We start from the raw sequence: 11,761 nt of genomic DNA, 5'->3' as shown, positions 1-11,761 counted from the left end.
ACGTCCGCCTCTCCCGGGGGGAGGCTGGACGTAGGGAGGTGGTCGTCATGGAGTACAAGCAGTGGAACGTGCAGATCTGGATCAGCGAGGATGACGACGACGCCTTGACCACGGCCACGGCGGTCCTGTTCACCCCGGACGGAAAGCGGCACGAGAGCGTGGCACACGCCCGCCGCAATCCGGACGACCGGCCGGTGCCGGGGATCGGGGACGAACTGGCCGTGGGGCGGGCGCTGTCGGAGCTGGCGTCGAAGCTGATCGAGGACGGCGCGGAGGACGTGGCCCAGATGGCGAGCCCGATGGGCAGATCACAATAGCCCGGCGCTCGCCAGGAGCTTGCCGATCCGCCCGACCTCGTCGTCGTTGAGCGGGATCTGCGGGAGCGCGGTGATCGGGCAGTCAATGACGCCGCGCAGGTGGAGTGCGGCCTTGAACGCCCCGAGGCCGGACGAGCTGCCGCCCATGCGCGCGCCGCCGACGCGGACGATCTCGAACAGCCTGACCAGGCGCTCCTGCTCCGCCCTGGCCGCCTCCCAGTCACCGCGGGAGGCGCAGCGGTACAGCTCGGCGTACCCCTGCGGGTCCACGTTGCCCAGCCCGGGCACCACGCCGTCGGCGCCCATCCACAGCGCGGAGTCCACGGTCACCTCGGACCCGGTCAGCACGCTGAACGGCGCCTCGCGGCGCAGGATGACCTCACGCAGCCCGCCGTCGTCGCCGCTGGAGTCCTTCACCCCGGCCAGCGCGCCCTCGGCGGCCAACTCCAGCAGCAGGCCGGCGCTCAGCTTGGTGTGCACGGAGACCGGCAGGTCATAGGCGTAGACCGGCAGCCCGGTCCGCGCGGCGACGGTCCTGAAGTGGGTACGGATCTCCTCCGGATGCGTACGCGTGTAGAACGGCGCCGTCACCACCAGCCCCGACGCCCCGGCCCCGGCCGCGACCCGCGCGTGCTCCAGCACCCGCGGCGTGGTCATGTCGATCACCCCGGCCAGCACCGGCACCTGCCCGCCCGCGTGCCCGACCACGGTGTCCAGCACCGTCCGCCGCTGCGCGTCCGTCAGGTACGCCACCTCCGACGACGACCCGAGCACGAACAGCGCGTCCACGCCCCCGTCGAGCAGGTGATCGATCAGCCGGACGAGCGAGGCGGTGTCCACCTCGTACTCGGGGGTCATCGGCGTGCAGACCGGCGGGATGACACCGGTCAGCGTCGCGGACCCGGCGATGTTGGAAGACGTCATACGCGCTCCTGGATCAGTTCAAGATCGGTCGCTCCCGCGGCCACCGGGTGGTGGCAGTGGAAGAGGTGGTCGTCCTCGATCTCCGCCGCCGGCCACTCGGCCGCACAGAGGTCGTCCGCCCGCCAGCACCGCGTGCGGAACGGGCATCCGCTGGGCGGCCTGGTCGCCGACGGCACGGCGCCCACCAGCGGGATCGGGTTGATCGGCGAGATCAGCCCGGGCGTGGCCGAGAACAGCGCCCGCGTGTACGGGTGCCGCGCGCCCAGCGGCACCGCCTGCGCCGGGGTCTGCTCGACGATCCGCCCGAGGTACATGGTGACCACGCGGTCGCTCATCCTGCGTACCGTCTGGATGTCGTGCGAGACGAACACCAGCGCCAGCCCGAGCCGCTCCTTCAGATCGAGCAGCAGGTTGAGGATCTGCGCCCGCACCGACACGTCGAGCGCGCTGGTCGGCTCGTCGGCCACCACCAGCTCGGGCTCCAGCGCCAGCGCTCTGGCGACGGCCACCCGCTGGCGCTGCCCGCCGGAGAGCTGGCTCGGCAGCGCGTCGGCCGCGCTCGCGGGCAGCCCCACCAGGGCGAGCAGCTCCCGCACGCGGGCCTCGCGCTGGGCCGGGGTGCCGCGGCCGTGCACGTTGAGCGGGTCACGCAACACCTGCCGGATCGGCAGCCGCCGGTTGAGGGCCGTGGACGGATCCTGAAAGATCATCCCCACGTTCGACCCGATCAGCCGGCGCCGCTCCGACTCCTTCAGCCCCCACAGCTCCCGGCCGTGGAACGTGACGGCGCCCGAGGTCGGCCGCTGCAGGCCCACCAGCACCTTGGCCAGCGTGGACTTGCCGCACCCCGACTCCCCCACGACGCCGACCGTCTCGCCGGGGCCGATCGTGAAGTTCGCCCCCGTCAGCGCGTGAACGCGGTCGCGCGAGAACACCCCGCCCGAGCGGGCCTTGTGCACGACGTGCACGTCCTTCAGCTCAAGCATGCTGCTCACTCTCCACACGGGCCGGGTGATGGCAGGCCACCGCGTGCTCGGCGTCCCCCTCCAGCACCGGCCGCTCGGTACGGCACACGTCCGTGGCCATCGGGCACCGGTCGGCGAACCGGCAGCCGGGCGGGAAGTCGGCCGGCGCCGGCACCACGCCGCGGATCTGCGTGAGCCGCTCGGCCCCCGACTCCAGCGACAGCACCGAGCCCAGCAGGCCCCGGGCGTAATGGTGGGCGGGGTTGCCGACCAGGGTCGCCGTGACGCCGGTCTCGACGATCTGGCCGCCGTACATGACCACCACGCGGTCGGTCACGTCGGCCACCAGCGCGAGGTCGTGCGAGACGAGGATCAGCGCGAACCCCAGCTCCTCGCGCAACCTCAGCAACAGCTCGATGACCTGCGCCTGCACGGTCACGTCGAGCGCCGTCGTGGGCTCGTCGGCGACGATCAGCTTGGGCTCGCGCGACAGCGCCATCGCGATCAGCACCCGCTGCCGCTGACCGCCCGACAGCTCGTGCGGGTACGCCGACAGGGTGCGGCGGGCCTCCAGGCCGACGAGCTCCAGCAGCTCGGTGGGGCTGCGCCGGCCGCCGCGCCGGGTGAGCTGCTTGAGCTGGGCCTTGATGGTCATGGCCGGGTTCAGCGAGGAGAGGGCGTCCTGGTAGATCATCGCCATCTCGTGGCCGAGCAGGCGGCGCCGGGCCCGCTTCGACTCGGACAGCAGCTCCCGCTGGTCGAACCGGACGTGGCCGCTGACGCGGGCGTCGCGGGGCTGCAGGCCCATGATGGTCAGCGCGGTCAGCGACTTGCCGCAACCGGACTCGCCGACCAGGCCGAGCACCTCCCCGGGACGCACCTCGAAGCCGATGCCGTCCACGACGTCCACCGTCGCCGGGTCCGCGACGCTGTCCACAGTCGCCGGGTCCGCGACGCTGTCCACAGTCGCCGGGTCCGCGACGCTGTCCACCCGCCTGGGGAACCCGATCCGGAGCCGCTCCACCGCCAGGATCGGCGGGCCCTGCGGCAGCGGGCGGGCCCGCTCGGCCAGCCGGCGCGCGGCCTCGGCCAGGCCGGGCAGCTCGACGACCTCGCCGGAGCCGGGCTTGGCCTGCTCGAACGCGTCGTCGTCCTTGCGCACCTGGGCCTTGCGCGCGGCCGGGGCGGCCCAGGCGTCCGAGATGCCCTCGGCCAGGATGTTCAGGGCGAGCACGGTGATCAGGATCAGCAGACCGGGGAAGACCGTGGCCCACCAGCCGCCGAGCAGCACCAGGTTCTTGCCGTCGGCGATGACGCTGCCCCAGGAGGGGTTGGGCGGGCGTACGCCGGCGCCGATGAACGACAGCGACGCCTCGAACACGATCGCGTCGGCCACCATCACCGTGCAGAACACCAGCACCGGCGCGGCGCAGTTGATCGCGACGTGCTTGACGAGGATGTGCGGCGTGCGGGCGCCGATGATGCGCTCGGCCGCGACGTAGTCCTCGCCGTACTGGGCGATCACGTTGGCCCGGACGACCCTGGCCACGGACGGCATGTAGAGGAAGGCCATCGCCATGACCAGCACGGGGATGCTGCCACCGAACACCGCCACGAGCACCGCGGCCAGCGCGATGCCGGGGAAGGCCATGATGACGTCGAGCAGCCGCATGAGGATCTCGTCCACGGCCCGGCGCGAGGTGGCCGCGACGGCGCCGATGATCGCCCCGGCCACCAGGGCGAGCCCGGTGGCGCCCAGGCCGATGATCAGCGACCAGCGGGCGCCGTACAGGAGCCTGGACAGGATGTCGCGGTTGGCGCTGTCGAGCCCCATCCAGTGCGCGGCGGACGGGCCGCCGCCGGCGGCCTCCTGGAAGTACGGCGAGTGCGGCGCGATCCACGGCGCCAGCAGCGCGGCCAGCACGACCACCGCGATGATGCCCACCGACATCCACGACAGCGGCTTCAGCCGGCGGAACCCGATGCCCGGCCGGGACAGGCGCTCCGCCAGTCCCCGCCGCAGCTGGAACTGTCTCATGTGGCGCTCCTGAGGCGGGGGTTGACCAGCAGATACAGGACGTCGACGACCAGGTTGACGACCATGAAGCCGACCGCGATGGTCAGCACCACGCCCTGGACGACGGCCGGATCGCCGTCGCGCACGGCGTTGATCATGAGCTGGCCCATGCCGGGCAACCCGTAGATCGTCTCGATGACCACGGTGCCGCCGATCAGGTAGCCGATGCGCAGGCCCAGCACGGTCAGCGGGTTGATCAGGGCGTTGCGCAGGACGTTCCGGCCGACGACCACGATCGGCGGCAGGCCGCTGCCGACCGCGGTGCGTACGTAGTCGCGGTCCAGCTCCTCCACCATCGACGTGCGGATGATGCGGGTGAGCTGGGCGGCGATCGGGAGCGACAGCGACAGCGCGGGCAGCGTCATCGACTGCAGCCAGCCGGCCACCGAGTCGGCCGGGTTGATGTAGCCGCCGGTCGGGAACAGCCCCTCCCCGACCGCCAGCCACTGGATCATCAGCAGGGCCAGCCAGAACGCCGGCGCCGCCACCCCGATCAGCGAGACCATGCGGATCACCTGGTCGGGCCAGCGGTCGCGGAAGATCGCCGCCGTCACGCCGAAGACCAGCGACAGCACCACCGCCACGGCCAGGCCGAGGAACGTGAGCTGCAACGTCAGCGGCAGCGCGGTCGTCACCGACTCGATGACCGGCTTCTTCGTGAGCACGCTGGTGCCCATGTCGCCCTGCGCGAGGTCGGCGACGAAGCGGACATAGCGCAGGGGGAGCGGGTCCAGCAGGCCGTTCTCGAGCTGGAACTGGTGGATCTGCTCGGGGGTCGGGTTCGCGCCCTGGAAGTAGGCGTACTCCGGCTTGCTGCCGGAGAAGCGCATGACGATGAACACGAACGCGACCACGCCGAGCACCAGCGGGATCAGGATGAGGAGCCGCCGCAGCAGCATCCGGGCGACGAGGGTCATGTCCTCTTGGCCTGCAGCAGGTTGATGCCCGGGTACGGCTGGGCGCGGATGCCGGAGATCTTCTTCGGGTCCCAGGCCGTCATCAGCTCGTTGTGCACGACCGGGTAGAGGATGGCCTGCTCAGCCACGAAGTCCAGATATTTGTGGATCAGCTCGGTCCGTTTGGCCTTGTCCGTCTCCTTGCCGGCCTCGTCCATCATCGCGAACAGCTTCTCGGCGTCCTTGGTGCCGTCCCAGTGGCTGTACTTCATCCACAGGCCGCCGGGCACGTAGTTGTAGTGCAGGATCAGGTCGGCGTCCATGCCGAACTGGTTGGGGTTCGAGGCCGCGGCGACCACCTGATAGTCCTGGAACTGGTCCATCTTGGTGAACAGCGCGGCCGTGTCCTGCGGCTCCAGCGTGGTCTTGACGCCGATGGCCTCCCAGGAGGCGGCGATGGTGGGCAGGCAGTCCGCGATCCAGCTCACGTTGACGGCCATGAGGTTGATCGTCAGGTTGCTGACCCCGGCCTCCTTCAGCAGCGCCTTGGCCTTCTCGGGGTCGTGGTCGTAGACGACCGAGGCGCGCTTGTGGTCGGGGTGCCCCTCGTTGAGGAAGGAGCTGGAGGCGGTGCCGTGGCCCTTGAGCGCCACGTCGATCATCTTCTGCTTGTCGATGGCGTAGTGCAGGGCCTGGCGCACCCGTACGTCGTCGAACGGTTTCGTGCCGGTGTTGAACATCAGGAACATGTGGTTCATGCCCTTGCCGCCCTCGACCGTCAGCCCTGCTGCTTGAGCTGCTCGACGTTGGCGTACGGGATGTTGTCGGCGATCTGCGCCTCGGCGGACCCGCCGGAGATCTTGGCCACGCGGGCGGCGGCGTCCACGATCGTCAGCCAGTTCATCTTCTTGACCGTGGCCGGCCGGGGCCCGTTGTAGCCGTCGAACGCCTCGAACGAGGTGTTGGACTTGGGGTTGTGCGCCGCCAGCCGGTACGGCCCCGAACCCACCGCCTTGCCGCCCTTGGCCTGGTCCCATGCCCCCGCCTGGCTGAACACGTGCTTCGGCATGATCTTCGCGATCGTCAGCCGGGGCGCCGCGTCGGGGAACGGGAACTTGAAGACCAGCTCCACGTTCCGCTCGTCCACCTTCTTCACCTCCTGCAGCCAGGACTTGAAGAAGTTGCCGGTCAGGACGTTGTCGGGGCCCATGATCCGGTCGAAGGTGAAGATCACGTCGTCGACCGTGACCGGCTGCCCGTCGTGCCACTTGGCGCCGTCCCTGAGGGTGAACCGCCAGGTGGTGGCGTTCAGGTCGGCCGGCAGCGCGGTGGCCAGCGCCGGGTACGGCTCGCGGGTGACCGGGTCGGTGTCGAGCAGCCCTTCGTAGACATGGCTGATCCCGGCCATCGCGAACGCCGACGCCGTCTGGGTCGGATCCCAGCTCTGGTCGTTGCCGTACCCGATGACGGCGGTGATCAGGTCTTTGTTCGATCCCGCGCCGACCGAACCGGTCGAGGCCGGGCCTCCGGAACAAGCGGAGAGCGTGGCCGCGATGAACGCCGCCGCACCCGTCGCCCCGCTGTAACGCAGGAAGTCGCGGCGACTGAACTCAGAGCTCACGGATGCCTCCTGGAGGGGATATGGAACGTGGGACATCCCATGTCCTATCTTGTGCGTAAAGTGGACGCTAAACGCAGCCCGTGCTTGAGGTCAACAGAAGATTTCCGGAATGTTACCTACGGCGAAAGGATTTTTCATGACCACAGTCCCGCGTCCGGCGCGTCCCAGCCGCGCCGCCGAGGCCCAGGAGGGCGTCAAGGACCTCATCGTCAGGCGCGGGCTGGTGGCCGGGGATCCCCTCCCCACGGAGTCGGAGCTCATGGAAGAGCTCCAGGTCAGCCGCAACTCCATCCGGGAGGCGCTGAAGGCCCTGCAGGCGGTGGGCATCGTCGACATCCGCCACGGCTTCGGCATGTTCGTCGGCCGCATGTCCCTGGCCGGCCTGGTCAACGAGCTGACCTTCCACAGCCGCATCACCCTGCAGAACGGCGCCAACCACCTCGCCCACCTGATCGAGATCCGCGAAATCCTGGAGAGCGGCCTCGTCGAGCGCCTGATCGAGCTGGGCCCGGAGGTCGACCTGGCGCCCGTCGCCGCCGTCATGGCCAGGATGGAGACCGAGGCCGAGGCCGGCCCGGTCTCCCCCGAGACCGACCGCCTCTTCCACGACCTGCTCTACCGCCCGCTCGGCAACCCCTTGGTGAGCCAGCTCCTCGGCGCGTTCTGGGACGTCTACTACCAGCTCCGCGACGCCCTGGGCGCACCCGACGAACCCTCGGCCGACGTCGCCAAACGGCACCGCGACATCTACACCGCCGTCCTGGCCGGCGACCGGGCCGCCGCCGTGGCCGCCGTACACGCGCACTTCGAGGGCGTCCGCAACCGCGTCGCGAAGATCAAAACCTAGCCTGGCCACCTTTCCACCCGCCGCCACCTGCGGCGCCACTCCCCGAACCACTCCGCGAACCACGGGTGGGCCCCGGCCAGCGGCATGATGTACGCGACGGTCTCCAGGTAGTAGCGCCGCTGGAACCGCCACGACATCCGCTGCAGCTCCTGCACGTTGCTCACCCGGTCGGCGAGCTTGACCAGCACGGCCTTGTGCGGCGCCTTGACCAGCGAGGCCAGATAGTCGGCCTTGACCCCGCCGGGGGGCTTGGTCACCCGCCGCACGAGCGCCGCGACCTCGGGGCCGAACCGCCGCGCGAGGTCACCCTCCGTGCAGGCGGTGTCCTCCAGCACGTCGTGCAGCACGATCGCGACCAGCACGTCCCTGTCGCTCACCCCGGCGCCGGACACGGCCACCTCCAGCGCCTCGAGCAGATGCTCCAGGTAGGGCCGCCCGGTGGGCCGCTGCTGCACCCCGTGCTTGCGCCCGGCGAAGGCCAGGGCCTCGCGCAGGGCGCCCACGGTGGCCGGCGGCAGCGCCGCGCGTAGCGGACCTTCCGCATGCGCCCAGGACGGCCAGCCGGTGAAGATCTCCATCCCGCTCCTTCGTAGGTGATCGTGCCGCGAGCGTGTCTTAGGGTGAGAATATGGCCGAGATCGCTGTCGCCGATGGGTCGTGGACATTCAATGGGGAAATGCTGCGAATCGTCCCGGGCAGTGGCAAGGACGTGGACGAGCTGCGCAGGACCCTCGGCGAGGTGATGGTGCCGCTGGAGGCGATCGCCGGCGTGGCGTTCGAGCCCTCCCGCAAGGGCGGCCACCTGCGCCTGCGGCTGCGGAAGGGAGCCGACGCGCTGTCCGACGCCGCCGCCGGCACGCTGACCGCGCCCGCCGACCCCTACCGGCTGGCGGTCCCGAAGACCCGGGCGGGCGCCGCCGAATACTTCGCCGACGAGATCCGCGACACCCTGCTCGTCTACCAGACCCCCAGCGGCCCCTGCGACGACTACCTGCTTCCGGTCCCGAACGTGCCCATCTCGGCTACGGCCGGCGACGGCACGGCGTTCTTCGACGGGGAGCGGGTGCGGCTGGAGTGGACCGGATGGGCCAGCACGGAGAAGGAGAAGGCGGGCCCGCAGGAGTTCCCGCTGCCGGACATCTCCGGCGTGGAGTGGCGGCCGCAGTCCGGCATGAGCTACGGCACGCTGCGCTTCCGGATCAAGGGCGAGGGCCCGAGCTCCAGACCGCCGCAGAAGGACCTGCGCTGCGTGTCCTGGGGCATCCAGCGCTTCGGCGGCGCGACGGCCCTGGTCGCCGCGGCCGTGCTCGCCCGAATCCCGCGTGACGTGCCCGAGCTGCCCCCTGCATCTCCGCCGGTCTCCGACGACGTGCACGACGCGGTGCTGCGCCGGCTGGGCGAGCTCGGCGAGCTGCACCGCTCGGGCGTGCTGACGGACGAGGAGTTCGCGACGGCCAAGCAGGCCATGATCCGCCGCCTTCAGGACTCGTGACCATCAACCCGGAAAGAACTCCAGGAGCCACAGTGACATATGACGCGGAGAAACTGCTGCGCCGGGCGATCGCCCTGGCCGCCGAGGCCCGGGCCGGCGGCAATCCGCCGTTCGGCTCGCTGCTGGCCGGCCCAGACGGCACCATCCTGGCCGAGGAGCGCAACAGCTCCCTCACCGACCGGGACATCACCGCCCACCCCGAGCTGAAGCTGGCCCGCTGGGCCGCCCGCGAGCTCGATCCCGCCGCCGCGGCCACGACCACGATGTACACGAGCTGCCAGCCCTGCGGCATGTGCGCGGGCGCCATCGCCCGCTCGGGCCTGGGCAAGGTGGTGTACGCGCTGTCCGGCGAGCAGCTCGACGGCCTCAAGCCGCCCGGCAGCTCCTTCGCCGACCCTCCGTCCGAGGGCCCCGCCCTGTACGAGGAGGCACGCGTACCCGTCGAGGGCTACTACCGCTGAATAACCGCTTACAGCTTCGCCACTCCTTGCATACGATCGACTGCGGAAAGTGATGGTCGATCTCTGGTCCTGGAGGGGCAAATGTTCAAGGGAATGCGCATCGCGGCGGCCGTGGCCGGGTCCTTCGCGCTCCTGTCGGCGTGGCCGGCGCCGTCCGCCTCGGCGGCGGCCACGATCCTCGACTGCGACACCTTCGTGCACGCCAACGACCGCGACCTCGGCATCGCCTCCTGCCGGAACCCCACGGACCGGACCTGGATCTTCCGTGCCGTGGTGGTCTGCGGGCGGGCGCCGGACGTGGTGGGCGAGTGGGTGACGCTCCCGCCGGGCGGCTCCGGTCAGTCCCAGGGCTACTGCGGCGGCATCTTCACCAGCGGCGTCGGCGCCGTCGGCGTGGACGAGCGACCGGCCTGAGAGACGACGACGGGCACTGTCCGGTGGACAGTGCCCGTTTCGCTGTGGTGGTGCGCCGCCAGGGACTCGAACCCCGGACCCGCTGATTAAGAGTCAGCTGCTCTGACCAACTGAGCTAGCGGCGCAACAGATGTAACTGTATCAGCCGCCAGCCAGTGCCCGCGCCCGTGTCAGCCCAGCCGGACGGCCAGCCTCTCGTACGTCCCCACCACCAGGTCCCAGAAGCCCTTCACGTCCAGGGAGGTCGCCACGAGCGCGTTCGCCTCCCGGTCGCCGATCCTGAAGTCCGTCACGGTCATGCCCCTCGTGTACTGCCCGGCCGTCTCCACGTTCACCACGGCCGGCACGCAGGTGAAGAGACCGGGATCCAGCAGGTACGCCACCGCGCACGCGTCATGGATGGCCGGCCCGCCCTCGGCCGACACCACCCCGTAGAACTGCGCGGCGGGCACCAGCAGGTCGGCCAGCCGGCCCAGCGGCCGCATCCGCTCCAGCACCGCCGAGGTCACCACGGCCGACAGCGTCACGTCGAGCCCCAGCATCTTGACCGTCCAGCCGGCCTCGAACACGATCGCGGCCGCCTCGGGATCGGCCAGCATGTTGAACTCGGCGGCCGGGTTGTGGTTGCCGCGGGTGTAGGAGCCGCCCATGATGACCAGGTCGCGGGCCCACTCGACGACGCGCGGCTCGCGGCGTACGGCGAGGGCGATGTTCGTCAGCGGTCCCACGGCCACCAGCGTGATCTCACCGGGCGCGGACCGCAGCGTCTCCACGATGAAGTCGACCGCGTGCCCCTCCGACGGCCCCCGCACCGGTGCCGGCAGCACCACGTCGCCGAGCCCGGTAAGCCCGTGCACGGCAGTGGCCCTGACCGTCCGCCGCATCAGGGCGCCGGCGCTGCCCGGCGTCACCGGCACGTCACCCATCTGGAGGAACTCCCGCAACGCCAGCGCGTTCGCCGTGGTCAGCGGGAGATCGACGTTCCCGCCCACCGTGGTGACGCCGACGAGGTCGAGGGAGCCGGTGGAGCCGGCGGCCAGGGCCAGCGCGAGCGCGTCGTCGATGCCGGGATCGCAGTCAATGAGAACTTTCTTCACGTCCGGAGGATACGCATGGATCGGGCCGGGCAGTTCCCCCAAAGCTGCCCGGCCCGATCGGCGGCGGTCCAGGCCGGCGCTTTCCCCCAAAAACGCCGGCGGTCCCGCACTTGCGAACCGCGGTCCCCCTCCGCGTCCGCATCGGTGAAGGTCCTTCGGTCAGTTGCAGTGCTCCTGACCTGCTCCAACGCTACCGAGACGAATGCAACGGTCGCGTCATAACGGGGTCGAATATCTGTTTAATCCACCTACGGAAGCTCCAACCGAACCTCCGTCCCCTCCTCCAGCGACCTGCTCACCGTGCAGTACTTCTCGTGCACCCGACCGGCGACCGCCCGGAACACCTCGTCGGCCTCCTCGGACGGCAGCTCCACGTCGTACGTGATGGTCACCGGGCCGAGCTTGTTCGCCTCGACCTTCTCCGCACCCACCGTCATCGCCAGCCGCACCAGCCGGTGCCCCCGCTTGGCGGTGAGCGGCTCGACGGTAACGATGTTGCACCCGCCCACCGCCGCCAGCAGCAACTCGACGGGAGTGAACACCCCCTCCTCGTCGCCGCCCCCGATCAGAACCTCGGCGCCGCGGGCGTTGGTAGCCCGGAATCCGCCCTCTTCAGTCCGCTCGACACGCACGTTAGCCATGTTTCAGAC

12 protein-coding genes, 1 tRNA gene and 1 pseudogene are annotated in these 11,761 nt (G+C 70.5%); 5 read left to right on the top strand and 9 right to left on the bottom strand.

Annotated elements, in window-relative coordinates; all coding sequences use genetic code 11:
• The first annotated feature begins 47 nt into the window (after window positions 1-47).
• Window positions 48-317, top strand: a complete 270-nt coding sequence (locus AB0J69_RS10905) for a DUF1876 domain-containing protein (RefSeq protein WP_364115255.1) — start codon at window positions 48-50, stop codon at window positions 315-317.
• On the opposite strand, the gene AB0J69_RS10900 is transcribed toward AB0J69_RS10905, so the two are convergent.
• The 5 genes and pseudogenes from AB0J69_RS10900 to AB0J69_RS10880 form a co-directional block, all read right to left on the bottom strand.
• Window positions 309-1,241, bottom strand: coding sequence for a dihydrodipicolinate synthase family protein (locus AB0J69_RS10900; protein ID WP_364115253.1), 933 nt, complete (start codon window positions 1,239-1,241; stop codon window positions 309-311). The genes AB0J69_RS10905 and AB0J69_RS10900 overlap by 9 nt on opposite strands.
• Window positions 1,238-2,227: an ABC transporter ATP-binding protein gene (locus AB0J69_RS10895; protein ID WP_364115251.1), complete on the bottom strand. Its 990-nt coding sequence runs from the start codon at window positions 2,225-2,227 to the stop codon at window positions 1,238-1,240. The genes AB0J69_RS10900 and AB0J69_RS10895 overlap by 4 nt, the downstream gene beginning before the upstream one ends.
• Window positions 2,220-4,244: a dipeptide/oligopeptide/nickel ABC transporter permease/ATP-binding protein gene (locus tag AB0J69_RS10890; RefSeq protein WP_364115249.1), complete on the bottom strand. Its 2,025-nt coding sequence runs from the start codon at window positions 4,242-4,244 to the stop codon at window positions 2,220-2,222. The genes AB0J69_RS10895 and AB0J69_RS10890 overlap by 8 nt, the downstream gene beginning before the upstream one ends.
• Window positions 4,241-5,200, bottom strand: a complete 960-nt coding sequence (locus AB0J69_RS10885; protein WP_364115247.1) for an ABC transporter permease — start codon at window positions 5,198-5,200, stop codon at window positions 4,241-4,243. Before AB0J69_RS10885 ends, AB0J69_RS10890 begins: the two co-directional genes overlap by 4 nt.
• A pseudogene (locus AB0J69_RS10880) lies at window positions 5,197-6,836 on the bottom strand (ABC transporter substrate-binding protein). The gene AB0J69_RS10885 and the pseudogene AB0J69_RS10880 overlap by 4 nt, the downstream one beginning before the upstream one ends.
• A gap of 100 nt (window positions 6,837-6,936) precedes the next feature.
• Between AB0J69_RS10880 and AB0J69_RS10875 the strand changes: the two are divergent.
• Window positions 6,937-7,647 (top strand): FCD domain-containing protein, encoded by a 711-nt coding sequence (locus tag AB0J69_RS10875; protein ID WP_364115245.1) that lies wholly within the window; start codon window positions 6,937-6,939, stop codon window positions 7,645-7,647.
• On the opposite strand, the gene AB0J69_RS10870 is transcribed toward AB0J69_RS10875, so the two are convergent.
• Entirely contained in the window at window positions 7,644-8,225 is a 582-nt protein-coding gene (locus AB0J69_RS10870) for an HD domain-containing protein (RefSeq protein ID WP_364115243.1), read from the bottom strand. The two genes, AB0J69_RS10875 and AB0J69_RS10870, sit on opposite strands and share 4 nt — an antisense overlap.
• 50 nt (window positions 8,226-8,275) lie before the next feature.
• On the opposite strand from AB0J69_RS10870, the gene AB0J69_RS10865 reads away from it, so the two are divergent.
• From AB0J69_RS10865 to AB0J69_RS10855, 3 genes are all read left to right on the top strand, one after another.
• A complete protein-coding gene (locus AB0J69_RS10865; protein ID WP_364115241.1) occupies window positions 8,276-9,139 on the top strand; it encodes a DUF4429 domain-containing protein in 864 nt (287 codons plus the stop codon).
• 32 nt (window positions 9,140-9,171) lie between these two features.
• Entirely contained in the window at window positions 9,172-9,600 is a 429-nt protein-coding gene (locus AB0J69_RS10860; RefSeq protein WP_364115239.1) for a nucleoside deaminase, read from the top strand.
• An 81-nt stretch (window positions 9,601-9,681) separates the two neighbouring features.
• Window positions 9,682-10,014: a hypothetical protein gene (locus AB0J69_RS10855; protein ID WP_364115237.1), complete on the top strand. Its 333-nt coding sequence runs from the start codon at window positions 9,682-9,684 to the stop codon at window positions 10,012-10,014.
• Window positions 10,015-10,062: 48 nt separating this feature from the next.
• Here the strand turns inward: AB0J69_RS10855 and AB0J69_RS10850 are convergent.
• From AB0J69_RS10850 to AB0J69_RS10840, 3 genes are all read right to left on the bottom strand, one after another.
• Window positions 10,063-10,139, bottom strand: a tRNA-Lys gene (locus AB0J69_RS10850).
• Window positions 10,140-10,184: 45 nt separating this feature from the next.
• Window positions 10,185-11,111: a nucleoside hydrolase gene (locus AB0J69_RS10845; protein WP_364115235.1), complete on the bottom strand. Its 927-nt coding sequence runs from the start codon at window positions 11,109-11,111 to the stop codon at window positions 10,185-10,187.
• Between the two features lie 248 nt (window positions 11,112-11,359).
• Entirely contained in the window at window positions 11,360-11,752 is a 393-nt protein-coding gene (locus tag AB0J69_RS10840; RefSeq protein ID WP_364115233.1) for an OsmC family protein, read from the bottom strand.
• Window positions 11,753-11,761 lie beyond the last annotated feature (9 nt).

The organism is Nonomuraea sp. NPDC049709, from assembly GCF_040674815.1.
Taxonomy (GTDB): Bacteria; Actinomycetota; Actinomycetes; order Streptosporangiales; family Streptosporangiaceae; genus Nonomuraea.
This window is presented reverse-complemented; position numbering and strand designations above follow the sequence as displayed.